Source organism: Cellulosimicrobium marinum (genome assembly GCF_020551945.1).
Lineage (GTDB): Bacteria > Actinomycetota > Actinomycetes > Actinomycetales > Cellulomonadaceae > Cellulosimicrobium > Cellulosimicrobium marinum.
The window spans coordinates 344,961-370,904 of the sequence record NZ_JAJBZH010000001.1; the positions used below are offsets into that span (position 1 = coordinate 344,961).

The following is a 25,944-nucleotide window of genomic DNA, read 5'->3' on the forward strand; positions in this document are numbered from 1 at the left end:
GGCTCCGTCCGCCTACCGTGCGGGGGTGACCACACCCCCGCCGTCGCAGGACGGTTCCCCGCACCTGGCCGAGACGTCCGACACCGCCGTCCAGCGGCGCACGGTCGCGACGCTCGCCGCCGCGCAGGTGCTCTCGGGCGTCGGCGTCGCGAGCGGCATCGCCGTCGCGCCCCTCGTCGCGTCGGCGCTGTCCGGGTCCGACGCCATCGCCGGTCTCACCGCGACGGGCGGTGTCGTCGGGGCGGCGCTCGTCGCCCTCCCGCTCGCGCACGTCGCCGGGCGGCACGGGCGACGACCCTCCCTCCTCCTCGGCTTCGCGCTCGCGACCGGGGGTGCGGCGCTCGCGACGGTGGCCGTGCTCGTCGGGTCGTGGCCCCTGCTCGTCGTCGCGATGATGCTGTTCGGCTCCGGGACGGCCGCGGGGCTCGCCTCGCGCTTCGCCGCCACCGACCTCGCGACGCCCGCGCACCGCGCACGCGACCTGTCCGTCGTCGTGTGGGCGACGACGGTCGGCTCCGTCGTCGGGCCGACGCTCGCCGGGCTCGCCGACCGCGTCGCCGGGCCCGCGCTGCGGCTGGGCGGGGACGCGCACGCCCACCACGGCGACACGGCACCGAGCGCCGCCCCGTTCGTGCTCGGCGGGATCGCGTTCGCCCTCGCCGCCGTCGTCGTCGCGGTGCTCCTGCGGCCCGACCCCCTGCTGGTCTCCCGGGCCCCCGCGGGCGGCACCGCTGCAGGAGGCCCCGCGGACGCCCCCGCGAACCCCCTGCCGCGCGGGGGAGGCCTGCGCGCCGGGTGGTCGGTCGTCTCCTCGAGCCCGACGGCGCGGCTCGCCCTCGGCGCGATCGTCCTCAGCCACCTCGTCATGGTGGGCCTCATGTCGATGACGCCCGTCCACATGAACCACGGCGGCGCCACGCTGCAGGTCGTCGGGCTCGTCATCAGCGCCCACATCGCCGGGATGTACGCGCTCAGCCCGGTCGTCGGCTGGCTCGCGGACCGGTTCGGCCACGCCCGGGTGCTCTACCTCGGCGGCCTCCTGCTCCTCGCGTCCGCCGTCGTCGTCGCGGGCGCGCCCGGCGAGGACTCCGCCCGGCTCACCGTCGGCCTCGTGCTGCTCGGGCTCGGCTGGTCGTGCGGCCTCGTCGCCGGGTCGGCGCTCCTCGTCGACGCCACGCCCACGGGGTCGCGCACCGCCGTGCAGGGACTGTCCGACCTGCTGATGAACGGCGGCGGCGCGCTCGGCGGGATCCTCGCGGGCGCGATCATCGGCTTCTCCTCGTACGGGGCGCTCGCGTGGGGCGCGGCGGTCCTCGTCGCGGTGTGCGCCGCCGTGGCCCTCCCGCTCGCCCGGGCGGTCGCGCGCCGATCCGCCGCGCCGTCGGTCCGGGGCTGACCGGCCGAGAGCCCGCGCTACCTCCAGGCCGTCGGGCGGTCCAGGGCGGCGGGCAGGCGCGTCCGTACGTCGCCGCGGGCCGCGCCGACCTGGGCGGGCGTGAGGAAGAGGGCACGCGCGAGGTCCGCGCCCCGGACGTCCGCACCGCGCAGGTCGGCGCCGAGCAGGTCCACCGCGTGCAGGTCGGCGTCGCGCAGGTCCGCGCCGAGCAGCAGCGCGCCGCGCAGGTCCGTCCCGGAGAGGTCCAGTCGGCGCAGGTCCGCCCCGACGAGGTCGGCGCCCGGCCGGAGCCGCGTCAGCAGGTGGCCGCGTGGCCGACGACCGCCGCCCGGCCGGGCCGCGGCGCGCACGAGCGCGCTCGCGTCGTCGACGACCGGCCCGACCTCGCGCCGGACGCCGGCGACGTCGGCCGCGAGCAGGTCCGCCGGGGCGAGGTCCGCGAGACGGGAGAGGCGGTCCAGGGCCGACCGGGCGTCGTCGTGCACCGGGGCCGCGCCGGGGAGGGACAGCACCTCGGCCAGGTACCAGAGCAGCTCGTGGACCTGCGTGGCGACGGGGAGGGCGGCGAACGACTCGCGGGCCGCGGCGGGGTCGTCGCGCCACGTCGCGCCGTCGTGCGCCGCGCGGACCGCCGCGGTGACGCGCTGCCCGGCGCCCAGGCAGTCGTATGCCGTGCAGCCGGGGAACCCGCTCGTGCGGAGCCGCGAGTGGATCGCGCACCCGAAGTCGGAGCGCAGGTTCGGGCACGGGGTCCCCGCGGGCTTGTCGATCGCGAAGTCGCTCGACCGCTGCAGCGTCAGCGCGACGCAGCACAGCCCGGTGCAGCGCGAGCAGTCCGCGCGCAGGTCGAGCCGTTCCACGAGTGCGCGACGGTCGGTCGGGGGAGAGGCGGGCACCCCCCGACGCTACGCCGCCGGGGGCCCCACGAGCACGGGGAGACGTGCTGACGAGAACGAGGTTGGTGCCGCCCCCGCGAGGAGAACGGCAACAACCCCGTGCTCGACGTCAGTCCTCGGACGACGGCTTCTGCAGGCCCGACGCGATGAGCTCCATGACCGAGGAGTCCGCGAGCGTCGTCGCGTCGCCCACGGTCCGGTTCTCCGCGACGTCGCGCAGGAGACGGCGCATGATCTTGCCCGAGCGGGTCTTGGGGAGCTCCGGCACGACGAGGATCTTCTTCGGCTTCGCGATCGGGCCGATCTCCTTCGCCACGTGGTTGCGCAACTCCGTCTGGACCGCCGCCGCGCCGTCGGCGTCGGCCGCGCGGGACGCGTGCTCGCCGCGCAGGATGACGAACGCGACGACCGCCTGGCCCGTGAGGTCGTCCGACGCGCCGACGACCGCGGCCTCCGCCACGAGGTCGTTCGACACGAGCGCCGACTCGATCTCCGTCGTCGACAGGCGGTGGCCCGAGACGTTCATGACGTCGTCGACACGGCCGAGCAGCCAGATGTCGCCGTCCTCGTCCTTCTTCGCGCCGTCGCCGGCGAAGTAGATGCCGGGGAAGCGCGACCAGTACGTGTCCTTGAAGCGCTCCAGGTCGCCCCAGATGCCGCGCAGCATCGACGGCCACGGCTCGGACAGGACCAGGTAGCCGCCGCCGCCGTCCGGCACCTCGTGCGCCTCGTCGTCGACGACGGTCGCGGCGATGCCGGGGAGCGGCACCTGCGCGGAGCCGGGCTTCGCCGCGGTGACGCCGGGCAGCGGCGAGATCATGATCGCGCCCGTCTCGGTCTGCCACCACGTGTCGACGATCGGCGTGCGGTCGCCGCCGATGACGCGGCGGTACCACATCCACGCCTCGGGGTTGATGGGCTCGCCCACCGAGCCGAGCACGCGCAGGGAGGAGAGGTCGAACTTCGCCGGGATCTCCGCGCCCCACTTCATGCACGCACGGATCGCCGTCGGCGCGGTGTAGAGGATGGAGACCTTGTACTTCTCGACGATCTCCCACCAGCGGCCCTGGTGCGGGGAGTCGGGCGTGCCCTCGTAGATCACCTGCGTCGCGCCGTTGAGCAGCGGCCCGTACACGACGTACGAGTGGCCGGTGACCCAGCCGATGTCGGCCGTGCACCAGTACACGTCCGTCTCGGGCTTGAGGTCGAACACGTTCTTGTGCGTGAACGCGGCCTGCGTGAGGTAGCCGCCGGTCGTGTGGAGGATGCCCTTCGGCTTCCCCGTGGTCCCCGACGTGTAGAGGATGAACAGCGGGTGCTCCGCCTCGACGAAGACGGGCGTGTGCGTCGTGTCGGCCGACTCGAGCGCGTCGTGCCACCACACGTCGCGCCCCTCGGTCCACGCGGTGTCCTGCCCGGTGCGCCGCACCACGAGGACGTGCTGCACGGTCGTCGGCTCCGCGCCCTCCTTGGGTGCCAGCGCCTCGTCGACCGCGGGCTTGAGCGCCGACGCGGACCCGCGCCGGTACCCGCCGTCGGCGGTGATGACGAGGGTGGCCTCCGCGTCGGCGATGCGGCTGCGCAGCGCGTCGGCGGAGAAGCCGCCGAAGACGACCGAGTGCGGCGCGCCGAGCCGCGCGCAGGCGAGCATCGCGACGACCGCCTCGACGATCATGGGCAGGTAGATGACGACGCGGTCGCCGGTGGAGACGCCGAGCGCCGCCAGCGCGTTCGCCGCGCGCGACACCTCGCGCTGCAGCTCCGCGTACGTGACCGTGCGCGTGTCGCCCGGCTCGCCCTCGAAGTGGATCGCGACGCGGTCGCCCAGGCCGGCCTCGACGTGCCGGTCGACCGCGTTGTACGCCGCGTTGAGCGTGCCGTCGGCGAACCAGCGCGCGACGGGGGCCTGCGACCAGTCGAGCGTCTCGGTGAACGGCGTCCGCCACGAGACGAGCTCGTTCGCCTGCTTCGCCCAGAAGGCCAGCCGGTCGGTACGCGCCTCCTCGTAGAGCTCGGGCGTCGCGTTCGCCTGCGCGGCGAACTCCGGGCTCGGCGGGAAGCTCCGGGTCTCGTGGAGGAGGTTCTCCAGACCGGTCTGAGCAGGGGTGGACTCGTTCTCTGGCACGCTGACCTCCGGTGCGCATCGACTTCGGTGCGGCGCCCGCGCGCGGGTCGCCGGGAGAGCGGCGACGGACGCGGGGCGGCCGGGCGCCCGCCGTTCGGGCCCCGACCCTGCGGAGTCTAGACCCCTCCGGGTGAGGGCGGTCACACCGTCCTACGATTCGGCGGGATCGGTAGCAAAGTCGTCCGAGCCATGGCGCCCGCGACGCCTGGCGCATTTGTGGTACGTTAGTACCAGAGTTGCACGGAGGTGACTCTGCGGACGAGGGAGCAGTACCCGCACCGGACAAGACTGCCTCGAAGGAGTGTCTGTCATGGCATGGCTCGTCCTGGTCCTCTCGGGCCTGCTCGAGGCGGTGTGGGCCACCGCGCTCGGCGCGTCGGAGAACTTCCGGAAGTGGCGACCGACGGTCGTCTTCGTCGTCGCCATCACCCTGAGCATGGTCGGGCTGGCCTGGGCGATGACGTCCCTGCCGACCGGCACCGCCTACGCGGTCTGGGTCGGGATCGGCGCGACGCTCACCGTCGTCTGGGGCTTCGTCACCGGCACGGAGCGCGCGACCCTGGCCCGTGTCGGCCTGCTCGTGCTGCTCGTCGGCTCCGTCATCGGTCTCAAGGCGGTGAGCTGACCGTGCCGTGGATCGTCCTTCTCGTCAGCGCCGTCTTCGAGGCGGTCTGGGCGACCGCCCTCGGCATGTCCGACGGCCTGTCCGTCCTGGCGCCGTCGATCGTCTTCTTCGTCGCGCTCGCCCTCAGCATGATCGGCCTGGGCTGGGCGACCAAGCACATCCCCATCGGCACGGCGTACGCCGTGTGGGTCGGTGTCGGCGCGGCGCTCACCGTCACGTACGCGATCCTCAGCGGCGACGAGTCGGTCAGCGTCGGCAAGGTCGTCTTCATCGTCGGCATCATCGCCGCGGTGGTCGGGCTCAAGCTCGTCCCGTCCGGGAAGCCCACACCGGGCCCTGGCCCCGACGCCGACGCCGGTCCCGAGGCCGGGCGCGCGGCGGTCGGTCGGTCCTGACGTCCTTCTCGGTGGGCGTCAGGTCGCGCGGCGCTGGCGGACCGCCTCGTAGAGCACGACGGTCGTCGCGCTCGCGGCGTTGAGCGAGCTCGCGGACCCGGCCATGGGGATGGACACCATGACGTCGCACGCGTCGCGCCAGCCCGCGCTGAGGCCCGACGTCTCGTTCCCGGTGAGCACGAGCGTGGGCCCGGTGAGGTCGTGGTCGGCGAGCTCGACGTCGCCGTGCTCGTCCGTGCCGACGAGGGTCAGCGGGCGACCCGCGGCGCGCTGCGCCGCGACCCAGCCCAGGACGTCGCGGCCCGCCGGGACACGGACCGTCGGCACCGCGAACAGCGAGCCGGTGCTCGCGCGCAGGGCGCGCGGGTCCCACGGGTCGGCGGCGTGCCCGGCGACGACGAGGCCCGTCCCGCCGAACGCGTCGAGGGAGCGCGCGACCGTCCCGACGTTGCCGGGGCTGGTCGGCCGGTCCATCACGACGCCGAGGAAGTCGTCGGTCACGGTGAGGCGGCCCAGGTCGTCCGGCGGGGTGGCGACGACGGCGAGCAGCTCGGGCGCGTCGTCGTCCTTGCCGCCGAGCTCGCGCATGAGCGCGCTCGACACGGCGAAGCGGCGCGTGCGGACGCGGTCGAGCATCCCGTGCGCCCACGAGGACAGCGAGCGGTCCGCGTCGACGAGCCACGTGCGCACCGTCCACCCCGACTCGACGGCGACGGTGATCGGGCGGACGCCCTGGACGATCGTCTCGCCCGCGCGGTGCCGCTTGGTCCGGTTGGCGAGCAGGGCCTCCCACTGCTGGAAGGCCGCGTTGCGGGTCGTGACGCGCTGCACGCTCACGCCTCCTGCGTCGTCGTGGCGGCCTGCTCGACGGCGGCGGCGACGAGGGTCGTCACCTCGGGGTTGAACACGCTCGGGATGATGTAGGTCGGGTTGAGCTGGTCCGGGTGCACGGCGGACGCGAGCGCGCGGGCCGCGGCGAGCAGCATGGCGTCGGTGATGCGGTGCGAGCGCGCGTCGAGCAGGCCGCGGAACACGCCCGGGAACGCGAGGACGTTGTTGATCTGGTTCGCGAAGTCCGACCGTCCGGTGCCGACGATCGCGGCGTGCCGCGCCGCCTCGACCGGGTCGACCTCGGGGCGCGGGTTCGCCATGGCGAAGACGATCGCGCCGGGCGCCATGCGCGCGACGTCCTCGCCCGTGAGGACGTCGGGCGCGGAGACGCCGATGAACACGTCGGCGTCCACGACGGCGTCCCGCAGCGTGCCGGTCACGCCGCGCGGGTTGGTGTTCACCGCGGTCCACGCGAGCGACGGCGAGAGGCCGGGCCGCGCCGGGTGGACGACCCCCTCCACGTCGGCGACGACGACGTCGCGCGCGCCCGCCGCGAGGAGGAGCTTGAGCACCGCGGTGCCCGCCGCTCCCGCGCCGGACAGGACCACCCGCACGTCGGGCAGGTCCTTGCCGACGACCGTGAGGGCGTTGGTGAGCGCGGCGAGCGCGACGATCGCGGTGCCGTGCTGGTCGTCGTGGAACACCGGGATGTCGAGCTCGGCGCGCAGGCGCTGCTCGATCTCGAAGCAGCGCGGCGCGGAGATGTCCTCGAGGTTGATGCCCGCGAACACGGGGGCGATCGCCTTGACCGTCCGCACGATCTCGTCGACGTCGGTCGTGTCGAGGGCGATGGGGAACGCGTCGATGTCGGCGAACCGCTTGAACAGCGCGGCCTTGCCCTCCATGACGGGCAGCGACGCCAGCGGTCCGATGTCGCCGAGGCCGAGCACGGCCGACCCGTCGGTGACCACCGCGATGGTGTTGCGCTTGATGGTGAGGCGGCGGGCGTCGTCGGGCGTCGCCGCGATCGCCTCGCACACGCGCGCGACGCCGGGCGTGTAGATCATCGACAGGTCGTCGCGGTTGCGGATCGGCACTTTCGACTCGATCTTCAGCTTGCCGCCGAGGTGCAGCAGGAAGGTGCGGTCGGACACGCGGTCCACCGTGACGCCGTGCAGCCCGCGCAGCGCGTCGACGATCTCGGCGGCGTGGTCCTCGCCGCGCGTCGCGACGGTGACGTCCACGGTGATGCGTTCGTGGCCCGACGCCGTGACGTCGAGCGCGGACACGAGACCGCCGGTCTGCTCGATCGCCGTCGTCAGCTCGCTCACGGCGGTGGGGCGGGCCTCGACCTGGAGACGGGCGGTGATGGACGACGACACGCTGGGCGCACTGGTCATGCGGACCAGTATCGCGCCGGGCACGACGACGGCGCCCTCGCGGACGCCGTCCCGCCAGCATCGCGGCGGCTATCAGGCGTGCTGTCTCGTCTCCGCTGCAACGGTGCGGGGGGCCGGCTGTGGCCTGGTCCCGCCCGGTCAGCGAGTCCCTACGTGGACTTCCTGCGCGTGGGTTCCGCCGCGATGCTGTTCCTCCCATGACAGCCCGGGAGGGCCGGGAGCGCAAGCGGTCGAGGGGTGCGGGGCGAGACGTGCACACGGTGTTCTACCGCGGTGTTCGAACGGCTGCCCCGACGGTCGCCTCCGACGGTCACCTCGAACGGCCGGTCCGGCCGGTCAGGTGCCGTCCTGGCGCCGTCGGGCCCGACGGCGGGCCGCGCGCCACACGCACCAGGCCACGACGGCGACGACGAGCACCCCGGCTGCGGCGAGCGCGGGCGCGCGGGGCGAGAGGTGGCTGCGCAACGCGACGGGCTTGGTGAACGTGAGGACGCCCCAGCCGCGCTCGGCGGCGAGCCGGCGCAGCGCCCGGTCCGGGTTGACGACGGACGCGCGCCCCACGGCGTCGAGCATCGGGACGTCGGTCACGGAGTCGGAGTAGGCGTAGCTCGCGTCCAGGTCGTACCCCTCGCGGTCGGCGAGCTCGCGGATCGCGACGGCCTTGTTCTCCCCGTAGGCGTAGAAGTCGATCGACCCCGTGTAGCGGCCCTCCTCGACGGCCATGCGCGAGGAGATGACGTGGTCGGCGCCGAGGACCGCCGCGATCGGCTCGACGACCTCGCTGCCGGACGCGGACACGACGACGACGTCGTGCCCGTGGGCGTGGTGGGAGTCGATGAGCTCGACCGCCTCGGCGTACACGACGGGGTCGATGTGCTCGTGCAGCGTCTCGGTGACGATGCGCGAGACGGTCGCGACGTCCCAGCCGGTGACGAGGCTCGACAGGTGCGCGCGCATCCGCTCCGTCTGGTCGGCGTCGGCGCCGCCCACCATGAAGAGGAAGTGGGCGTACGCGCTGCGGAGCACGTCGGCGCGGTTGAGCAGGCCCCCGGCGAAGAACGGGCGCGAGAACGCGGCCGCCGACGACGTCGCGATGATCGTCTTGTCGAGGTCGAAGAACGCGGCGACGCGGTCGTCGGGGACGTGTGGTTGCTCGGACGGCGAGGTCACGCCGTGAGCCTAGCGGCGCGACGTGGCCGTCCACAGGCCTTGGTCGCGACGGGCGCGTCCCCAGGTCGGCGCGGGCGCCTGGTCACGGCGCGCCCCGCGCGCCAGGCTCTCGCTCCGTCACGGGTGGTCGGCGGAGGAGGACGTGTGGACGGTGCGGTCGTCGGGGTGGTCGGCGCGCGTGGCGGAGCCGGGGCGAGCGTGGTCGCGGCGTGCCTCGCCCGGGCCGCTGCCCGACGCCGCGTGCCCGCCTGCGTGGTCGACCTCGCCGACACCGGCGGCCTCGACGTCCTGCTGGGCGTCGAGGACGAGCCGGGCGTCCGCTGGCCGGACCTCGCGGACGCGCGGGGTCGACTCGACGGGGACGACCTGGCGGCCCGCCTGCCCCGGTGGGACGGCGTCGGCGTGGTCAGCGCGACGACGGCGAGCGGGCCGGTGGCCGAGTGCGTCGTGGACGTCGTCACCGCCCTCGCGGAGAGCGTCGTGCCGCGGGGCGGCCTCGTCGTGCTCGACCTGCCCCGCCCCGGTGCCGCCGCGACCGGCCCGGTGCCCGACCTCCTCCCCGCGTGCGACGAGCTGCTCGTCGTCACCCCGCTCGACGTGCCGTCCGTCGCCGGGGCCGCCGCCCTGCGTCCCCGCCTCGGCGCGGGCCCCGCCGCGCTCGTCGTCCGCGGGCCCGCCCCCGGCCGGCTCGGCGCCGGGGAGGTGGCGCGCGCCGTCGGCCTCGACGTCGCCGCGACGGTCCGCCGGGACCGGCGCCTGCCCGCCGCCGTGGAGCGCGGGCACGGCCCCGCGGGCGGTCCGCTCGACCGCGCCGGGCGCGTGCTCGCCGCGCGCTACCTCGGGCCGCGACGATGACGCGCCCCGCCGCCGACCCCCGGCTCCTCGACACCGTGCGCGAGCGCCTCGCGGGCGTGGGCGACGGCCCGGACGCCGTCGCCGAGGCGCTGCTCGCCACCGGCCGCGTGCTCGGGTCCACGGCGCTGCGCGAGCTCACCCGGACCACCCGCGCCGAGCTGTTCGGGGCGGGGCCGCTCCAGCACCTCCTCGACGCCCCCGACGTCACCGACGTCCTCGTCAACGGTCCCGACGAGGTCTGGGTCGACCGCGGCGCCGGGCTCGAACGTGCCGACGTCCCGCTCGGTGGCCCCGCCGACGTGCGGGCGCTCGCGGTGCGCCTCGCCGCCGCCGGCGGGGGCCGGCTCGACGACGCGAGCCCCGTCGTCGACGCCCGGCTGCCCGACGGGACCCGGCTCCACGCCGTCGTCGCACCCGTCTGCGCCGCCGGCGCCGTGATCTCCCTGCGCGTCCTGCGACCCCACGCGTTCGCGCTGCCCGACCTCGTCGCCCGCGGGACCGTCCCGCCGGCGTGGGAACCGCTCCTGCGGGCCCTCGTCGCGCGGCGCGCGTCCGTCCTCGTCACCGGCGGTACCGGGACGGGCAAGACGACCCTGCTCGCCGCGCTCCTCGCGCTCGTGCCGCACGACGAACGCGTCGTGTGCGTCGAGGAGGCGCGCGAGCTCGTCCCGGACCACCCGCACGTCGTGCCGCTCACCGCGCGCCGCCCGAACGTCGAGGGCGCGGGCGGCGTCGACCTCGCCGCGCTCGTGCGCGCGGCGCTGCGCATGCGGCCCGACCGCGTCGTGCTGGGGGAGTGCCGCGGCGCGGAGGTGCGCGAGGTCCTCATGGCGCTCAACACGGGGCACGACGGCGGCCTGGCGACCCTGCACGCCAACGACGTCACAGTCGTCCCCGCGCGGCTGGAGGCGCTCGCGTCCCTGGCCGGGATGAGCCGGGCCGCCGTGGCGGCGCAGGCGGCGAGCGGGCTCGACGTCGTGCTGCACCTGCGCCGCGACCGCGCGGGAGGCACGAGGCGGCGGTACCTCGCGCAGGTCGGGCTCGTCGGTCGCGACGCGAGGGGCGCACTCGACGTCGCGCTCGCGGCGTCGTGGGACGGGCGGGGTGCGCCCGCTCCGGGGCCGGCGTGGGCCGAGCTGGTCCGGCGGTGGGCGGCATGACGCTCCTCGTCGGCGGCCTCGTCGCCCTGGCGGCGTGGAGCGCGCTCGACCCCGGGGGACGGCGGGCACGGCCCGTGGCCGGGGGCTCTCCCGCCGCGCGGACGCCCCTCGGCGGTCGGCCGACCGCGGGCCCGGGCCGGTCGTGGCCGTGGGGTCGCCGCCGCCGCGGCGAGGCGGAGGCGGTGCGGCTCGTCGTCGCGCAGGTCGGTGCGCTGCTGCGCGCGGGCCGCTCGCCCGCCGCCGCCTGGGCCGCCGTCACCGGTGCGCCCGCGGACGCCGCGGGCGCCCCACGGGTCGCCGCGCTCGCCCCGCACGTCGGCGGCGAGCCCACCGCCCGTGCCGTCGTCGCGGCCTGCCGGCTCGCCGCCGAGGTGGGGGCGCCGCTGGCCACGGTCCTGGACGAGGTCGCCGCGGCGGTCGCGGCCGACGCCGAGGCGCGCGCGGAGCGCGACGCGGCGCTCGCGGGCCCGCGCGCCACGACGCGCGTGCTGCTGTGGCTCCCGGCCGTCGGCGTCGTGCTCGGGTACGTCCTCGGTGCGGACCCGGTGGCGTCGGCGCTCGACGGCGGCGTGGGCACCCTCGGCGTGCTCACCGGCGTCCTGCTCCTCCTCGCGGGCCGCACGTGGTCGGCGAAGCTCGTGGACCGGGCGCGCGCCGTCGGGCAGGAGCCGACGTGACGGGCACGCTGGTGGCGTGCTGCGCGCTCGTCGCCCTCGGTCCGTGGTGGTCGGCGCGCGCCCGGGCGGGGCGCCGCGTCGCGTCGCTGGGCCGGACGACGAGCAGCCCACGGCGCGGGGAGGACCCGGCGCCGGGCGTGGAGAGCGGGGTGCTGCTCGAGCTGCTCGCCGCCGCGGTGCGGGCGGGCGCGTCGGTGCCCCGCGCCCTCGACGCCGTGGGCGCGGCGGTCGGCGGGCCCGACGGCGCCGGGTTGCGGCGCGCGGCGTCCGCCCTGCTCCTCGGCGCCGCCTGGGACACGGCCTGGACGGGGACGCCCGCCCGCCTCGACGTGGTGCGCCGGGCGCTGCGCCCGGCCTGGGTGCACGGCGCGGGACCTGTCGCGTCGCTGCGGGCGGCGGGAGAGGCGCTGCGTCAGGACCGGGCCGCGGCGGCGCGCACTGCGGCCGCCCGGCTCGGCGTGCACCTCGTGCTCCCGCTCGGCGCCTGCTTCCTCCCGGCCTTCGTCCTCGTCGGCCTGGTCCCCGTCCTGCTGTCGCTCGGGGCGGGGCTGCTGGGCGGGTGAGGGTCGGCTCAGGACGGTCGCGGCCCGGGGAGCAGGTCGCGACGACGTCGAGCCGTTCGTCGAGCCGGTCCGGCGGCGGGACCGCGCAGGGGATGCCCGAGGCGGCCAGCCGCTTCTTGGCCCGGGTGAGACTCGTCGCCATGGTCGTCTCCGGGACGACGAACAGGCGGGAGAGGTCGGGCACGCCGAGCCCGTCGACGAACCGCAGCGTCCGGGCCGCGCGCGCCTCGGGCGTGGCCGCGCCGGGCGTCACAGCGCGTCGTCGGGTCGGACCTCGACCGCGTAGCGCGGCGCCCCCGCGCGGCGGCGAGGCGGGCGAACTCGTCGTGCCGCGGGTACGTCGCCGCCCGGAGCTCGGGGGCCGGGTCCACCCACGCGCTCTCGTCGTCGTGGACGAGGATCACGTACTCGGTGCTCATGGTCTCTCCGGGCGTCGTCCCGCCGTCCGAGTGGCCCCCGGACGAGGACCTCGACGAGGTCTCGTGGTGGTGACGTGCGAGGCCCCCGCAGATCGACACCACTGTGGCAAGAAGCTCCCCCGACCGCCCCACGGGGTGCCGGGGTCCGGGTCCGCGCCCGTCCTGGCCGTGCACAGGCCCGTGCCCGACGGCGTCCTCCACAGCGGCGCTCGACGCCCGCCCCGCGGCGTGCCGTGCGCCGCCACAGTGGACCGGCCGCCCGCGACCGCGCGGGCCACGAGGAAGGGGAGAAATGATGTCGAGGACACGGCACCGCACGACGGCGGGGCGTCACGGGGGACGGATCGCGGCACGCCTGACCGGTGGGCCGGGCTCGCCCCGGCGCGAGGACGGGCTCGCGACCGCCGAGTACGCGATCGCCACCGTCGCCGCGGCGGGCTTCGCCGGGCTGCTCATCGTCGTGCTGAAGAGCGGTGAGGTGCGCGAGCTGCTGCTCGGCATCGTGCGCAGCGCCCTGGCGCTGGGATGAGCGTGTGGCGAGAGCGGGCGCGGCGGCGGGCGCGGTCCGACCACCGGCCCGGCACGCGTCGTCGAGCGACGTCCGAGCGGGGCGCCGTCACGGCCGAGCTCGCGGTGGCGCTGCCCGCCGTCGTGCTCGTCCTCGCCGGGGTCCTCGCGGTCTCCGCGGCGTCGGGCGCCCAGATGCGGTCCGCGGACGCCGCACGGGCGGGTGCCCGCGCGGCGGCGATCGGCGAGGAGGACGCGGTCGTCCGCGCGACGGCGGAGCACGTCGCCGGCGACGGGACGCTCGTGGTCGTCCACCGGGACGACCCGTGGGTGGAGGTCTCCGTCACCAGCCCCGTCGTCACCGGCTGGCTCTCGTCGTCGCCGCTGCGCGCGAGCGGGCAGGCCGTGGCCCGGGTCGAGCCGTGAGCGGCGTGCGGGTCGGGCCGTGAGCGGCCCCGTGCGGGCGGGCCCGGGTGCGCGCCCGCACGGGGACCGGCGCGCCGAGCGGGGCAGCGGGACGGCGCTGGTCCTCGGCGTCGTCGGTGCCGTCGCCGTCGTGCTGCTCGCGCTCGCCGCGCTCGCCCAGGCCCAGGCGGGCCGGGGTAGGGCGCAGACCGGGGCGGACCTCGCGGCGATCGCCGCCGCGACGGCGCTGCGCGACGGGTGGGACGCGTGCACGGTCGCGCACGAGACCGCGGCGCGCAACGCCGTGCGGGTCGTGGCGTGCACCGCGGCCGGGGACGGCTCCGTCCGGGTGGACGTCGTGTCCGGGCCCGCCGTCGAGGCGTTCGGCGTCGCGCTCGGCGAGACGTCCGCGGCGGCGCGCGCCGGGCCCGCGACCGCGCGGGACGGGTGACGGCGGTCAGGCGGGCGCGTGGGCGAGCACGGCGTCGAGCAGCCGGACCGCGGCGTCCTTGTCGAGCGGGGCGTTGTACGACCCGCACTTCGGCGACTGGACGCACGCGGGGCACCCGTCGTGGCACGGGCAGCGGGAGATCGCGTCGCGCGTGGCCCGGAGCCACGTCGCGCCGAGCTCGAACCCGCGCTCGGCGAAGCCCGCGCCGCCGGGGTAGGCGTCGTAGACGAACACCGTCGCCTGCTCGGTGTCGACGTGCAGCGCGGTGGACACCCCGCCGAGGTCCCAGCGGTCGCACGTCGCCAGCAGGGGCAGGAGCCCGATCGACGCGTGCTCGGCGGCGTGCAGCGCTCCGGGGGCGGTGTCGGGGTCGACGCCGGCCTCGTCGAGCACCGACTCGGGGACGGCCCACCACACGGCCATGGTCGGCAGGGTGCGCTCGGGCAGGTCGAGGGGCTCCTGGCCGAGGATCTGCAGGTCGGGCAGGCGGCGGCGCTGGAAGCTCACGACCTGGGAGCTGACGTCGACGGGCCCGTACCCCCAGGTCACGGGACCCCACCGCCGTTCGACGACGTCGCGTCCGGCTGCGACGTCGCCGGCGTCCGGGTCGTCGGCGACGGTGATCGACGTGACGGACCGCGACCACGTGCCGAAGTCGACGTCGGTGCGGCGCACGAGCGCGACGCCGTCGGTCAGGTCGAGGCGCTCGACGACGTAGGTGGAGCCCTGGTGGACGTAGACCGCGCCGTCGTGCACGGACCCGTCCGCGGAGGCGGCGTCGACCGTGCCGAGCAGCCGCCCGGTGCTCGCCTCGGCGACCCGCACGGGCGCGCCGCCGGAGCCGCGCAGGTCCGTCATGCCCGCGGCGGGCTGCGCGTGGGTCCAGTACCAGCCGGACGACCGGCGGCGCAGCGCGCCGCGCGCGACGAGGACGCCGAGGAGGCTCGTCACGGCGGCGGGGTCGCCGAACGCGGCGAGGTCGGACTGGCGCAGCGGGACCTCCGCGGCGGCGGCGCACAGGTGGGGGGCGAGGACGTACGGGTTCGCGGGGTCGAAGACGGTCGCCTCGAGCGGGGCGTCGAAGATCGCCTCGGGGTGGTGCACGAGGAACGTGTCGAGCGGGTCCTCGCGCGCGACGAACGCGACGAGTCCGTCGGCGCCCGCCCGGCCGGCGCGACCCGCCTGCTGCCACACGGACATCCGGGTGCCGGGCCAGCCCGCGACGAGCACGGCGTCGAGGCCGGAGATGTCGACGCCGAGCTCGAGCGCGTTCGTCGTCGCGAGCGCCCGCACCGCTCCCGTGCGCACCGCGTCCTCGAGCTCGCGCCGCTCCTCCGGCAGGTAGCCGCCGCGGTACGCGGCGACGCGGCGGGCGAGGTCGGCGTCGACGGGCCGCAGGTGGTCCTGGGTCTGCGTCGCGACCGCCTCGGCGCCGCGGCGCGAGCGCGTGAACGCGAGCGTGCGGGCCCCGGCGAGGACGAGGTCGGCGAGGAGGTCGGCGGCCTCGGCCGTCGCGCTGCGGCGCGGGTGGTCCGCCGCGGTGCGGACGGTGGCGGGGACGGGCGGGTCGTCGGGGTGGGCGTCCGACCCGCCGTGCGCGTCGTCGAAGCCCGCGACGACGGGCGGCTCCCACAGCGCGAACGTGCGGTGACCCGACGGCGACGTGTCGCCCGCGACCGTCACCACGTCCTGCGCGCCGACGCCCACGAGCCGCGCGGCGCTGACGGCGGGGTCGGCCGTCGTGGCCGAGGCGACGACGAACGTCGGCGCCGTGTCGCCCTCGCGCGCGGAGTGGGCGGCGAGGCGCCGCAGCCGCCGCAGCACGAGCGACACGTGCGCGCCGAACACGCCCCGGTAGGCGTGGCCCTCGTCGACGACGACGTAGCGCAGGTCGCGCAGGAGACGCGACCAGCGGCGGTGGTTCGGCAGGAGCGCGAAGTGCAGGAAGTCGGGGTTGGTGAGCACGACGTCGGCGTGCTCGCGCACCCACCGGCGCTCGTCGGGCGACGTGTCGCCGTCGCAGGTGGCGACGCGCACGTCCCGCGTCCCGGCCGCGTCGAGGAGCCGCTGCAGGCCGGCGAGCTGGTCCGCGGCGAGCGCCTTCGTCGGCGACAGGTAGAGCACGGAGCCGCGGCGCCCCACCGACTCGATGCGCCCCGGGTCGAGGGTGCGGGCCGCGGCGTCGGCCCGCACGGCGGTCAGCGCGGGCAGCCAGAACGCGAGCGACTTGCCCGACCCCGTGGACGTGGCGAGCGCGACGTGCCGGCCGGACCACGCGGCGTCGGCCGCCACGGCCTGGTGCACCCACGGCCGGTCGACGCCGAGCGCGCGGTACCCGGCGACGAGCGTCGCGTCGGCCCACGCGGGCCACTCGCCGTGCGTGCCCTCGCGCGCGGGCAGCTCGCGCACGTGGGTGAGCCGGTCGGCGCGGCGGCCGCCCGCGACGAGCACGTCGAGCAGCGCGTTCGTCGGCGGGGCGGGGGCGTCGGGCACGTCCCGAGTCTCCCACCCCGTACCCACCCGCCGAGCATGCGCCTGGCGACCGCCGACCATGTGCCTGGCGACCGTCGGGCCCCCGGATCGGGAGGTGATCGCCTGCTCGGCGCTGGGCCCGGCAGGGGGAAGGGTCAGCCGCGGAACACCTCGACGACGGCGCGCGTCAGGTACCAGGGGTCGACGACGGCGGTGAGCTCGCGCGCCGAGTGCATCGACAGGAGGGGCACGCCGACGTCCACCACGCGGATGCCGAGCCGGGTCGCGGTGAGCGGGCCGATGGTCGAGCCGCACGGCACGGTGTTGCGGGACACGAACTCCTGGCTCGGCACGCCCGCCGCCGCGCACGCGCGCGCCCACGCCGCCGCGCCGAGGGCGTCGGTCGAGTAGCGCTGGTTGGCGTTGATCTTGAGGATCGGGCCGCCGCCCGCGAGGGGGCGGTTCACCGGGTCGTGCCGCTCCGGGTAGTTCGGGTGGACCGAGTGCCCGACGTCGCTCGACACGCACAGCGACGCGGCGAGCTGCCGGTGCCGCTCCTCCTCGGTCGCCCCGAGCCCGGCCGCGACCCGCGCCAGGACGTCCGCGAGGAACGGCCCCGACGCCCCGGACCGCGACTGGGAGCCGATCTCCTCGTGGTCGAACGCCGCGAGCACCGGGATCGTCGTCGGCGCGGTGTCCCGGGCGTCGTCCGCGCCCGACGCCGCGACCTCGAGCAGGGCCGTCAGGCCGGCGTGGACGGAGAGCAGGTTGTCGAGCCGCCCGGACGCGAGGAACGCGTCGCGCGCGCCGAACACGCGCGGGGCCTGGGTGTCCGCGACGACGACGTCGTACCCGGTGATCTCGCTCGCGCGCACGCCCGCGTGGTGCGCGAGCTCGGCGAGCACGTCGGCCCCCGCGGTGCGGCCGTCGTCGGCCCCGTCGTGCCCGACGACGTCGCCCGAGCCCGCGGGCCCGCTCGCCGAGGCGAGCCCCCAGACGGGCTGGGTGTGCTGCTGCTTGTCGAGCGCGAGGCCGTCGTTCGCGGCGCGGTCGAGGTGGATCGCGAGCTGCGGGATGCGCAGGAGCGGCCCGGTGCGCACGAGGCGCACGTCGTCGGGCCCGGTGCCGTCGCCGACGACGACGCGGCCCGCGAGCTCGAGCTCGCGGTCCAGCCAGGAGTTGAGCAGCGGCCCGCCGTACACCTCGACCCCGGCCTGCCACCAGCCCTCGCGCACGACGCTCGGCCGCGGCTTGAGCGTGAACCCGGGCGAGTCGGTGTGCGCGCCGAGGATCGCGAACGGCGTCGTCGTCGTCGCGCCCGGCGGCACGACCCAGGCGATCACGGCGCCGTCCCGCACGACGACGTAGCGTCCGCCGGCTGCGCCGTCGTCCCCGGCGCCGGGCCAGGCCGCGGTCTCCTCCAGCCGCGTGAAGCCCGCGGCGACGAGCCGTCGGGCGACCTCGTGGGCGGCGTGGAACGACGACGGCGAGGCCTCGACGAACGTCGCGAGGTCGTGCGCGTGGGCCCGGGCCCGCTCGCGCGCGGTGCTGTCGGAGGGCTGCGGGGGGAACGGGTTCGGCGTGGGCACGTCGTCAACCCTACGCACGCGCACCCTGCGCCCGTGCGCGCCGCGGTGCGCGCGACGTGCGCGAGCCCCGTCACCGATGAGTCGACGCTCCGGCCGCGGTCCGACGGCCATGGAGCAGACACCGCAGATCCAGCACCGGCCCGACCAGCCGTACGTCGGCGTGACCCGGACGGTGACGATGCAGACCGTCCCCGAGATCGCCGACCGCCTCCCCGGGGTGGTCGGCTGGCTCCTGGCGCAGGGCGTCGAGCCTGCCGGGCCACCGTTCCTGCGCTACCTCGCCGTGGAGATGGACTCCCGGCTCGTCGTCGAGGCGGGCGTCCCGGTCGCCACGACCGACGGGCTGCCCGACGGCGACGGGACCGCCGACGACCCGGCCCGCCCGAGCCCCGCCCTCGGCGTGCTGCCCGGGGGGCGCTACGCCGTCGTGCTCCACCGGGGGCACCCCGACGGGCTCGAGCGGGCGACCGGTGAGCTGCTCGCGTGGGCCGCGGAGCGCGGGCTGACGTGGGACGCGGACGCCGAGCAGCGGCGCTGGGGCGTGCGCCTGGAGTCCTACCGGACCGACCCGCGCGAGGAGCACGACATGGAACGGTGGGAGACCGAGCTGGCGTTCCGCCTCGCCGACCCGGCGGACGGCTCGTGACGTCCTTCACGCGAGGCCGCACGCGGGGTGCGTGACCTGCGCCACACGTGCGTAGACTCACCCCCATCGTGTCGGCAGGGGGCCGGCCGGCCGCAGTCGTCAAGGAGGACGGATGCCCACCCTCGGTACCGGAAGTCTGACCATCGTCGGGGTGATCGCGCTCATCGCGCTGGTCGCCCTCGGATTCGCCGTCGTCCTGCGCAGACAGGTCCTCGCCGCCGAGGAGGGGTCGGCGAAGATGCGCGACGTCGCGCAGGCGGTGCAGGAGGGTGCCGGCGCCTACCTCAACCGGCAGTTCCGCACCCTGGCCCTCTTCGCGGTCGTCGTGTTCGGGCTGCTGTTCCTCCTGCCCGGCGACGGCGGCGTCCGCGTGGGCCGGTCGGTCGCCTTCCTCGTGGGGGCGGGCTTCTCCGCGGCGATCGGCTACCTCGGCATGTGGCTCGCGGTCCGGGCGAACGTGCGCGTCGCGCACGCGGCCACGCGGCCGGGCGGGCGCACCGAGGGGGCGCGCATCGCGTTCCGCACGGGCGGCGTCGTCGGGATGTCCGTCGTCGGGCTGGGCCTGCTCGGCGCGGCCGGGGTCGTCCTGCTGTACCGGGGGGACGCGCCCGCGGTGCTGGAGGGCTTCGGCTTCGGCGCCGCGCTGCTCGCCATGTTCATGCGCGTGGGTGGCGGCATCTTCACCAAGGCGGCCGACGTCGGCGCCGACCTCGTGGGCAAGGTCGAGCAGGGCATCCCCGAGGACGACCCCCGCAACGCCGCGACCATCGCCGACAACGTGGGCGACAACGTCGGCGACTGCGCGGGCATGGCCGCCGACCTGTTCGAGTCCTACGCGGTGACGCTCGTCGCCGCGCTCATCCTCGGCAAGGCCGCGATGGGCGAGGAGGGCCTCGTCTTCCCGCTCGTCGTCACGGCGGTCGGCGCGCTCGTCGCCGTGCTCGGCGTGTTCATCACCCGGGTCAAGGGGCAGGAGAACGGCCTCCGGGCCATCTACCGCGGGTTCTACCTCTCCGCCCTCATCGGCGCGGTCCTCGCCGCGCTCGCCGCCTTCGTCTACCTGCCGTCGTCGTTCGACGCCCTCGACGGGACCGCCGACCTCGGCGACCTCTCCGGCCTCGCCGCGGACCCGCGCGTCGTGGCGAGCCTCGCCGTCGTCATCGGCGTGGTCCTCGCGGGCATCATCCTGTGGATCACGGGCTACTTCACGGGCACGACGTCGAAGCCCACCCTCCACGTCGCCGCCACCTCCCGCACGGGCGCGGCGACGGTCGTGCTGTCCGGCATCGGTGTCGGGTTCGAGTCGGCCGTGTACACCGCCGGTGTCATCGCCGCCGCGATCTGCGGCCTGTTCCTCCTCGCGGGCGGGTCCGTCTGGCTCGCGCTGTTCCTCGTGGCGCTCGCGGGCTGCGGCCTGCTCACCACGGTCGGCGTCATCGTCGCGATGGACACGTTCGGTCCCGTCTCCGACAACGCGCAGGGCATCTACGAGATGTCCGTCGGCGAGGACGTCGCGGACGGCGGCGAGACGGAGGCCGGGCAGATCCTCACCGACCTCGACGCCGTCGGGAACACGACCAAGGCCATCACCAAGGGCATCGCCATCACCACGGCCGTCCTCGCCGCGACCGCCCTGTTCGGCTCGTACGCCGACGCGGTGAGCCACGCGATGGCGGACGTCCAGGAGGCCGGCACCGGGCTCGTCACGTCGATGCTCGACTACGAGATCATCTCGCCGGTCACGCTCGTCGGCGTCATCCTCGGCGCGGCGACGGTGTTCCTCTTCTCGGGGCTCGCGATCGACGCGGTCACGCGCGCCGCCGGGGCGATCGTGTTCGAGGTGCGCCGCCAGTTCCGCGAGCACCCCGGGATCATGACGTACCAGGAGCGCCCCGAGTACGGCCGGGTCGTCGACATCTGCACGCGCGACTCCCTGCGCGAGCTCGCCACCCCGGGGCTCCTCGCGGCGTTCGCCCCCATCGCCGTCGGCTTCGGCCTGGGCGTCGGGCCGCTCGCCGGGTTCCTCGCGGGCGCGATCGGCGCGGGCGTGCTCATGGCGGTGTTCCTCGCCAACTCGGGCGGAGCGTGGGACAACGCGAAGAAGATCGTCGAGGACGGCGCCTACGGCGGCAAGGGCTCCGAGGCGCACGCCGCGACGGTCATCGGCGACACCGTCGGCGACCCGTTCAAGGACACCGCCGGTCCCGCGATCAACCCGCTCATCAAGGTCATGAACCTCGTGTCGGTGCTCATCGCGCCCGCCGTCGTCATGCTCAGCGTCCCGGCCGACGCCAACCAGGTCCTGCGCATCGGCATCGCCGTCGTGGCCGCAGCGATCGCGTTCGGCGCGGTGGTCCTGTCCCGGCTGCGCGCCGCGCGCGTCGACCGCGAGGAGTCGGCCGTCGGTGTCCCGGAGCGCGTCGCGGCCTCCTGAGGTCGACGCCGAGGACGTCGACGACGCCGGGCGCCGTCAGGTCCAGCGGTCGAGGAACCGGGCGACGGTCGACGTCGCGTGGTCGAGCACGTGGCCGTCCTCCCGTGCGGCGGCGGACACGAGCGCGGCGTCGACCACGTGGGCGAGGAGGTCGACGTCGTCCACGGCGCCGTGCCCGGAGACGTCGAGGACGGTCCGCACCGCCGCGAGCAGCCGGGGCCGGGAGGCGCGCATGAGGGGGCGCAGCGCGGGGTCGCGCAGCGCGGTGATCATCGGGTCGAGGCGGGTGTCGACCACGGTGTCGTCGACGTGCGGGGCGTACAGCGTCGCGACGACCTCCCGCGCCGTCTCCCGTGCGGAGCGGGCGCGGGGTGCGAGCGCGTCGGCGTGCTCCCGTGCCGCGCGCGCACGCAGGTCCTCGGCGGCGCCGACGGCGGCGGCGACGAGGGCCGCGCTCGTGGGGAAGTAGTACGACGCGGAGCCCTGCGGGACCCCGGCGGCGCGGGCGACCTGCCGGTGGGTGACGGCGGTGAAGCCGTGCTCGATGAGGAGGCGGGCCGCGGCGTCGACCATCGCCTGCTGGCGCCGGGTGCTGCGGACCTGGACGGTGGTGCGCGGCTGCGGTGCCGCGCCCGGTGCGGCGGCGGTGCGCTCGGGGGCGTGATCGACGCTGCTCACGGCACGATCGTAGCGAGGAGGCAGACGCGCGGAGGGGTCGTGTGCGGGTTCGCGGGACGCACGGGTTCGGCTCCGGGCCGCGACGCGTCATCATAGGGGCCATGCGATCTCCGGTGCGTGCCGTCGCCCACGGTGCCGTGCTCGTCGCGGTGGCCGGCCTCTGCGTCGCGACGGTCCTGAGCGGGGCGTTCGACGTGGTGACGCTCGGTGCGGCACCCGGCGCGGTGTCGGCCGGGTCGTCGGGCGGGTCGGCGGACCCGGCCGCCACGGACAGCACGGCGGACGCCGCCGCCGACGCCCCGGCCGACCCCGGGACCGACCCCGCGACGTCGGGCACGGCGGCGGACGGCGCCGACGCGGAGCACGACGCGGCACCGGACGGGGAGGAGCCCGTCGCGGCGGAGCCCGCGGACCCGGCGTGCCGCGAGGCCGAGGTCGCGTGGGGGGCCGCCGCGAAGGCGCAGGTCAACCTCAGCGTGGACCACCCGGCGGCGCTCGTCACGGGGTTCACCACCGCGCGGGACACCCTCGCCGCGACCGAGCCGCCGGCCCAGGTCGCGCACGACTGGGCCGTCGTCTCCACGTACCTGACGATGCTCGCCGACGCGGTGGAGGCCGCGGGGCCCCACGACCCGGAGGAGCTGGCCCGCTCCATCGACCGGGTCGGCCGCCGCATCGACGCGGGCGCGCTCACGACGTCCTCCCAGCGCGTCACGGAGTTCTTCCAGGCGGGCTGCCCGGCCTGACGCCGCCCCGGACTTCACCCGCATGACGTACGCCACATGGGGAGACCTCCCCGGTCGGGGGTGTGCGGCGCGCCGTCGGGCCCGGGACCGGCCACGATGTGTCCATGCGCAACCGAACGACGATCACCCGGACCACCGCCGCGCTCGCCACGAGCACCCTGCTCGTCCTCGGGCTCGCCGCCTGCGGCGGGTCCGGCGACGACGAGGCCACCACCCAGGACACCGCCACCGAGGAGTCGACCGGCACCGAGGAGACGACCGAGGAGACCACCGAGGAGACGACCGAGGAGGGCACGACCGAGGCGGAGGGCGAGGGCGACTTCTGCACCGCCTTCGGCACCCTGACCTCCGCCCAGGGCGAGCTCTCCGGTCTCGACATGAACGACCCCGAGGCTGCGCTCGCGACCTTCGAGGAGTTCACGGGCACGCTCGAGGCCGCCGAGGCCCCGGCCGAGCTCTCCGACGACTGGGACACCGTCGCCGGGGGCTTCCGCACCCTGACGGACACGCTGGAGACGGCGACGAACGACCCGGAGAACGCCGACCCGAGCGCCGCGATGGGCCTGCTGAGCGACGAGGCGTTCACGACCGCGCTGACGAACGTCGCCACGTACGGCGCGCAGAACTGCTGACCCGACCCTGACCGACCCGACCCCGGGTCGCGCGGCACGCCCCACCGGGCACACCGTGCGGCTCGGGGTCCGTCGTCCCCGCCGCTGCGCGAAGATGGACCCATGCCCGCACCCGAGGACCGTCCCAGCCCGCCGCCGCCCGGGACGGGACTGCCGCCCGGCGCGCTCGAGCCCGCCGTGGACGCCCTGCACGCCGACCTCGCGGGCGCGGGCTTCACGGTCGACGGGGTCGAGGACGTCCTCGGGCCCGTCGCCGCCGCGGCGCTCCACCGCGAGCAGGCCGCCCCCGCACGCCGGGTGCTGCGCGAGCGCGCCGCGACGTCCGCGGACCACCCCGCCGCGGCGCTCGCGGCGCTCTTCCTCCTCGGTGACCCCGTCCCGCGCCGCGCCCTCGACGCCGCCCTCGCCCGCACCGGGACCGACGGCGCGCAGCGGCTCGGCCTCGTCGAGGCGGCGGGCACGGGCCCGGACGACCCGGTGCGCGCCGTCGTGGACCTGCGCCCGTACGCCGCGTCCGACGCCGCGGGCGATGTCACGTGGTGGCTGGCCTCCGACCTCGGCGAGCTCGCGACCGGCCGCCGTCTCGCCGCCGACCACGTGCTCGGCGCGGGCGGCGCGTCCCTCACGCTCGCCCAGGTGACCGTCCGCGACCCCGTCGAGCGGGTGCTCGACCTCGGCACCGGGTGCGGCATCCAGGCGCTGCACGCGGCCCGCCACGCCCGGCACGTCGTCGCGACGGACATCTCGCGGCGTGCGCTCGGCTTCGCCGCGTTCAACGCCGCGCTCGACCTGCCCACGGGCGGCGCCGGGTCGTCCGGCGGCGGGGCGGCGCCCCTCGACCTGCGCGCCGGGTCGATGCTCGAGCCCGTCGCCGGCGAGCGGTTCGACCTCGTGGTGTCGAACCCGCCGTTCGTCATCACCCCGCGCACCGCGGGCGTCACCGAGTACGAGTACCGCGACGGCGGGCGCGCGGGCGACGACCTCGTGCGCGACCTCGTCACCGGCGTCGGCGCCGTCCTCGCCCCGGGCGGGGTCGCCCAGCTCCTCGGCAACTGGGAGCACCGCCGCGGCGAGCCGTGGACCGAGCGCGTCGGGGCGTGGCTCGACGCCGCGGGCCTCGACGGGTGGGTGGTGCAGCGCGAGGTGCTCGACCCTGCGGAGTACGCCGAGACGTGGATCCGCGACGGCGGCACGACGGCCGAGCGCGAGCCCGGCGCCTGGGACGCCGCGTACGAGGCGTGGCTCGACGACCTCGCGTCGCGCGACGTCGAGGCCGTCGGGTTCGGGATCGTCACGCTGCGTCGCCCGCGGGACGGCGCCCCCACGCTGCGTCGGCTGGAGGAGCACACCGGGTCGGTGCACCAGCCGCTGGGCGCGCACCTCGCGGCGTCGCTCGCGGCCCACGACTGGCTCGCGGCGCGCGACGACGCGGCGCTCGCCGCCGAGCGGCTCGTCGTCGCCGGCGACGTCACGGAGGAGCGGTTCCACACGCCGGGTGCCGCCGACCCGAGCGTCGTGCTGCTGCGCCAGGGCGGGGGTCTCGGCCGTGCGGTGCACGCGTCGACGGGCCTCGCGGCGCTGGTCGGCGCGTGCGACGGGGAGCTGGCCGTCGGTCAGCTCGTCGGGGCGATCGCCGCGCTGTTCGAGGTCCCGGCGGCGGACCTCGCGGCGGAGCTCGTCCCGGGCGTGCGGGGGCTGGTGCGCGACGGCCTGCTCCGGCCGAGCACGACGTTGCTGTCGGAAGAGCCCGGATAACGACGACGACCCCGTGGTCGACGGCGAGCGACCTCGTGCTCGGCGCCGGACCGGACGGGCCGCACTGCGCGACACGCCCCGTGCGGGCGGTTACGTTCGGGAGGCATGGACCTCGAACTGCGGCACCTGCGGATGATCGTGGCCGTGGCCGAGTCGGGCAGCGTGACGAAGGCCGCCGCGTCGCTGGGCGTGGCCCAGCCCGCGCTGACCGCCCAGCTCAACCGGATCGACCGGTCGCTGGGCGGGTGCGTCTTCACGCGCGACCGTCAGGGGGCACGTCCGACCGAGCTCGGTGAGCTCGTCCTGCGCCACGCGCGCGTCCTGCTGCCGGCGATGTCGGCCCTGGTCGACGACGCGCGCCACCTCCTCAGCGCCGTCCCGTCGGGCCGGACGGTGCGCGTGGGGACGGTGAGCACGGCGATCGGCGGGCTCTTCGCGCGCCGCCTGCACGAGACGCTGCCCGCGGCGGCGCCCGGCCTGACCGTCACGACGGCCACGTCGTGGAGCGTCGACGACACGGCCGAGCGGCTCGCGGCGGGCACGCTCGACGCCGCGCTCGTCGGCATGTGCGGCGACTCGCGCCCTCCCGGCCCGGGGCTGACGTGGACGGCGGTGCGCACCGACCCCGTGTTCGTCCTCGTCGACGAGCGGCACCCGTGCGCCGGGCGTGGCGTCGTGGGCCTCGGCGAGCTCGCGGACGCGCTGTGGCTGTCCGCGCCGGGCAGCGGCTGCTTCGAGCAGTGCTTCGTCGCGGCGTGCGCCCGTGCGGGGTTCACGCCGCGCGCGATGGGCGAGTCGGACCGGACGGCGTGCATCGACCAGGTCCGGGGCGGGCACGCCGTCGCGCTCGTCCAGCCCGTGCTGCTCGACGCCCCCGGCGTGCGGACGGTCGCGCTCGACGGCGCGCCGCTGCGCTGGACGCACCACGTCGGCTGGCGGCACGACGCGGGGGAGCGCCTGCCCGTGCACGTGGTCGCCGCGGCGGCCCGCTCCGCGCACCGGGACGCCGTCGCGCGCTCGCCCTACTACGCGCGGTGGCTCGTCGAGCACGGGGCGGGTACGGGTACGGGACCACCCGGACATACCGCCCGGGTATGACCTGAATGGCATCTGTGCG

General features: G+C 76.5%; 24 protein-coding genes and 1 riboswitch. Of the genes, 16 read left to right on the forward strand and 8 right to left on the reverse strand.

Going from position 1 to position 25,944, the window contains the following annotated elements:
- The first annotated feature begins 25 nt into the window (after positions 1-25).
- On the forward strand, positions 26-1,396 hold the full coding sequence (locus tag LGQ04_RS01545; protein ID WP_229241709.1) for an MFS transporter: 1,371 nt from the start codon (positions 26-28) through the stop codon (positions 1,394-1,396).
- 17 nt (positions 1,397-1,413) lie between these two features.
- Here LGQ04_RS01545 and LGQ04_RS01550 read toward each other — a convergent pair whose 3' ends face one another.
- Entirely contained in the window at positions 1,414-2,292 is an 879-nt protein-coding gene (locus LGQ04_RS01550; RefSeq protein WP_229241710.1) for a pentapeptide repeat-containing protein, read from the reverse strand.
- A gap of 109 nt (positions 2,293-2,401) precedes the next feature.
- A complete protein-coding gene (gene acs / locus LGQ04_RS01555) occupies positions 2,402-4,417 on the reverse strand; it encodes an acetate--CoA ligase (protein WP_229241711.1) in 2,016 nt (671 codons plus the stop codon).
- Between the two features lie 230 nt (positions 4,418-4,647).
- A riboswitch (guanidine-III (ykkC-III) riboswitch) is annotated at positions 4,648-4,715 on the forward strand.
- 12 nt (positions 4,716-4,727) lie between these two features.
- Between acs and LGQ04_RS01560 the strand changes: the two genes are divergently transcribed.
- Together LGQ04_RS01560 and LGQ04_RS01565 are read left to right on the forward strand one after the other, a co-directional pair.
- Positions 4,728-5,042 carry a DMT family transporter gene (locus LGQ04_RS01560; RefSeq protein WP_229241712.1) on the forward strand — a complete coding sequence of 105 codons (315 nt, stop codon included), beginning with the start codon at positions 4,728-4,730 and terminating at the stop codon, positions 5,040-5,042.
- 2 nt (positions 5,043-5,044) lie between these two features.
- The gene (locus tag LGQ04_RS01565; protein ID WP_229241713.1) at positions 5,045-5,437 is read left to right on the forward strand and encodes a DMT family transporter; all 393 of its coding nucleotides are present in this window, start codon (positions 5,045-5,047) and stop codon (positions 5,435-5,437) included.
- 18 nt (positions 5,438-5,455) lie between these two features.
- Here LGQ04_RS01565 and LGQ04_RS01570 read toward each other — a convergent pair whose 3' ends face one another.
- The 3 genes from LGQ04_RS01570 to LGQ04_RS01580 form a co-directional block, all read right to left on the reverse strand.
- Complete coding sequence (locus LGQ04_RS01570; RefSeq protein ID WP_229241714.1) at positions 5,456-6,274, reverse strand: TrmH family RNA methyltransferase; 819 nt, start codon at positions 6,272-6,274, stop codon at positions 5,456-5,458.
- Positions 6,271-7,668, reverse strand: a complete 1,398-nt coding sequence (locus tag LGQ04_RS01575; protein ID WP_229241715.1) for an NAD-dependent malic enzyme — start codon at positions 7,666-7,668, stop codon at positions 6,271-6,273. Before LGQ04_RS01575 ends, LGQ04_RS01570 begins: the two co-directional genes overlap by 4 nt.
- A 336-nt stretch (positions 7,669-8,004) precedes the next feature.
- Positions 8,005-8,838, reverse strand: a complete 834-nt coding sequence (locus LGQ04_RS01580; RefSeq protein ID WP_229241716.1) for an HAD family hydrolase — start codon at positions 8,836-8,838, stop codon at positions 8,005-8,007.
- 144 nt (positions 8,839-8,982) lie between these two features.
- Here LGQ04_RS01580 and ssd point away from each other — a divergent pair, with 144 nt between their 5' ends.
- From ssd to LGQ04_RS01615, 7 genes are all read left to right on the forward strand, one after another.
- A complete protein-coding gene (gene ssd / locus LGQ04_RS01585) occupies positions 8,983-9,693 on the forward strand; it encodes a septum site-determining protein Ssd (RefSeq protein WP_229241717.1) in 711 nt (236 codons plus the stop codon).
- The gene (locus LGQ04_RS01590) at positions 9,690-10,853 is read left to right on the forward strand and encodes a TadA family conjugal transfer-associated ATPase (RefSeq protein WP_229241718.1); all 1,164 of its coding nucleotides are present in this window, start codon (positions 9,690-9,692) and stop codon (positions 10,851-10,853) included. The genes ssd and LGQ04_RS01590 overlap by 4 nt, the downstream gene beginning before the upstream one ends.
- A complete protein-coding gene (locus tag LGQ04_RS01595; RefSeq protein WP_229241719.1) occupies positions 10,850-11,530 on the forward strand; it encodes a type II secretion system F family protein in 681 nt (226 codons plus the stop codon). Before LGQ04_RS01590 ends, LGQ04_RS01595 begins: the two co-directional genes overlap by 4 nt.
- Complete coding sequence (locus LGQ04_RS01600; RefSeq protein WP_229241720.1) at positions 11,527-12,093, forward strand: type II secretion system F family protein; 567 nt, start codon at positions 11,527-11,529, stop codon at positions 12,091-12,093. The genes LGQ04_RS01595 and LGQ04_RS01600 overlap by 4 nt, the downstream gene beginning before the upstream one ends.
- 714 nt (positions 12,094-12,807) lie before the next feature.
- The gene (locus LGQ04_RS01605) at positions 12,808-13,041 is read left to right on the forward strand and encodes a DUF4244 domain-containing protein (RefSeq protein ID WP_229241721.1); all 234 of its coding nucleotides are present in this window, start codon (positions 12,808-12,810) and stop codon (positions 13,039-13,041) included.
- Positions 13,038-13,445: a TadE family type IV pilus minor pilin gene (locus tag LGQ04_RS01610; RefSeq protein WP_229241722.1), complete on the forward strand. Its 408-nt coding sequence runs from the start codon at positions 13,038-13,040 to the stop codon at positions 13,443-13,445. Before LGQ04_RS01605 ends, LGQ04_RS01610 begins: the two co-directional genes overlap by 4 nt.
- Positions 13,446-13,464: 19 nt before the next feature.
- The gene (locus LGQ04_RS01615; protein ID WP_229241723.1) at positions 13,465-13,875 is read left to right on the forward strand and encodes an Rv3654c family TadE-like protein; all 411 of its coding nucleotides are present in this window, start codon (positions 13,465-13,467) and stop codon (positions 13,873-13,875) included.
- Between the two features lie 6 nt (positions 13,876-13,881).
- On the opposite strand, the gene sftH is transcribed toward LGQ04_RS01615, so the two are convergent.
- Positions 13,882-16,428 carry a DEAD/DEAH box helicase gene (gene sftH, locus LGQ04_RS01620; RefSeq protein WP_372469886.1) on the reverse strand — a complete coding sequence of 849 codons (2,547 nt, stop codon included), beginning with the start codon at positions 16,426-16,428 and terminating at the stop codon, positions 13,882-13,884.
- Between the two features lie 74 nt (positions 16,429-16,502).
- Entirely contained in the window at positions 16,503-17,936 is a 1,434-nt protein-coding gene (locus tag LGQ04_RS01625; protein WP_229241725.1) for a M18 family aminopeptidase, read from the reverse strand.
- Between the two features lie 109 nt (positions 17,937-18,045).
- Here LGQ04_RS01625 and LGQ04_RS01630 point away from each other — a divergent pair, with 109 nt between their 5' ends.
- Positions 18,046-18,582, forward strand: coding sequence for a GyrI-like domain-containing protein (locus LGQ04_RS01630; protein WP_229241726.1), 537 nt, complete (start codon positions 18,046-18,048; stop codon positions 18,580-18,582).
- A 112-nt stretch (positions 18,583-18,694) separates the two neighbouring features.
- Positions 18,695-21,016, forward strand: coding sequence for a sodium-translocating pyrophosphatase (locus LGQ04_RS01635; protein ID WP_229241727.1), 2,322 nt, complete (start codon positions 18,695-18,697; stop codon positions 21,014-21,016).
- Between the two features lie 36 nt (positions 21,017-21,052).
- Here LGQ04_RS01635 and LGQ04_RS01640 read toward each other — a convergent pair whose 3' ends face one another.
- A complete protein-coding gene (locus LGQ04_RS01640; protein ID WP_229241728.1) occupies positions 21,053-21,694 on the reverse strand; it encodes a TetR/AcrR family transcriptional regulator in 642 nt (213 codons plus the stop codon).
- Positions 21,695-21,795: 101 nt separating this feature from the next.
- On the opposite strand from LGQ04_RS01640, the gene LGQ04_RS01645 reads away from it, so the two are divergent.
- From LGQ04_RS01645 to LGQ04_RS01660, 4 genes are all read left to right on the forward strand, one after another.
- Positions 21,796-22,440 (forward strand): hypothetical protein, encoded by a 645-nt coding sequence (locus LGQ04_RS01645; RefSeq protein WP_229241729.1) that lies wholly within the window; start codon positions 21,796-21,798, stop codon positions 22,438-22,440.
- A gap of 104 nt (positions 22,441-22,544) precedes the next feature.
- Positions 22,545-23,072 carry a hypothetical protein gene (locus LGQ04_RS01650; RefSeq protein WP_229241730.1) on the forward strand — a complete coding sequence of 176 codons (528 nt, stop codon included), beginning with the start codon at positions 22,545-22,547 and terminating at the stop codon, positions 23,070-23,072.
- A 102-nt stretch (positions 23,073-23,174) separates the two neighbouring features.
- The gene (locus tag LGQ04_RS01655) at positions 23,175-24,827 is read left to right on the forward strand and encodes a DUF7059 domain-containing protein (RefSeq protein ID WP_229241731.1); all 1,653 of its coding nucleotides are present in this window, start codon (positions 23,175-23,177) and stop codon (positions 24,825-24,827) included.
- 105 nt (positions 24,828-24,932) lie between these two features.
- The gene (locus tag LGQ04_RS01660; RefSeq protein WP_229241732.1) at positions 24,933-25,925 is read left to right on the forward strand and encodes a LysR family transcriptional regulator; all 993 of its coding nucleotides are present in this window, start codon (positions 24,933-24,935) and stop codon (positions 25,923-25,925) included.
- Positions 25,926-25,944 lie beyond the last annotated feature (19 nt).

What these genes read in the sequence shown, in the direction of transcription:
- LGQ04_RS01590 (WP_229241718.1), top strand. Translation starts at nt 9,690, where the DNA reads ATGACGCGCCCCGCCGCCGACCCCCGGCTCCTCGACACCGTGCGCGAG.
- LGQ04_RS01650 (WP_229241730.1), top strand. Translation starts at nt 22,545, where the DNA reads ATGCGCAACCGAACGACGATCACCCGGACCACCGCCGCGCTCGCCACG.
- LGQ04_RS01605 (WP_229241721.1), top strand. Translation starts at nt 12,808, where the DNA reads ATGTCGAGGACACGGCACCGCACGACGGCGGGGCGTCACGGGGGACGG.
- sftH (WP_372469886.1), bottom strand. Translation starts at nt 16,428, where the DNA reads ATGGTCGGCGGTCGCCAGGCGCATGCTCGGCGGGTGGGTACGGGGTGG.
- LGQ04_RS01610 (WP_229241722.1), top strand. Translation starts at nt 13,038, where the DNA reads ATGAGCGTGTGGCGAGAGCGGGCGCGGCGGCGGGCGCGGTCCGACCAC.
- LGQ04_RS01595 (WP_229241719.1), top strand. Translation starts at nt 10,850, where the DNA reads ATGACGCTCCTCGTCGGCGGCCTCGTCGCCCTGGCGGCGTGGAGCGCG.
- LGQ04_RS01635 (WP_229241727.1), top strand. Translation starts at nt 18,695, where the DNA reads ATGCCCACCCTCGGTACCGGAAGTCTGACCATCGTCGGGGTGATCGCG.
- LGQ04_RS01655 (WP_229241731.1), top strand. Translation starts at nt 23,175, where the DNA reads ATGCCCGCACCCGAGGACCGTCCCAGCCCGCCGCCGCCCGGGACGGGA.
- LGQ04_RS01660 (WP_229241732.1), top strand. Translation starts at nt 24,933, where the DNA reads ATGGACCTCGAACTGCGGCACCTGCGGATGATCGTGGCCGTGGCCGAG.
- LGQ04_RS01575 (WP_229241715.1), bottom strand. Translation starts at nt 7,668, where the DNA reads ATGACCAGTGCGCCCAGCGTGTCGTCGTCCATCACCGCCCGTCTCCAG.
- LGQ04_RS01560 (WP_229241712.1), top strand. Translation starts at nt 4,728, where the DNA reads ATGGCATGGCTCGTCCTGGTCCTCTCGGGCCTGCTCGAGGCGGTGTGG.
- LGQ04_RS01645 (WP_229241729.1), top strand. Translation starts at nt 21,796, where the DNA reads ATGCGATCTCCGGTGCGTGCCGTCGCCCACGGTGCCGTGCTCGTCGCG.
- LGQ04_RS01630 (WP_229241726.1), top strand. Translation starts at nt 18,046, where the DNA reads ATGGAGCAGACACCGCAGATCCAGCACCGGCCCGACCAGCCGTACGTC.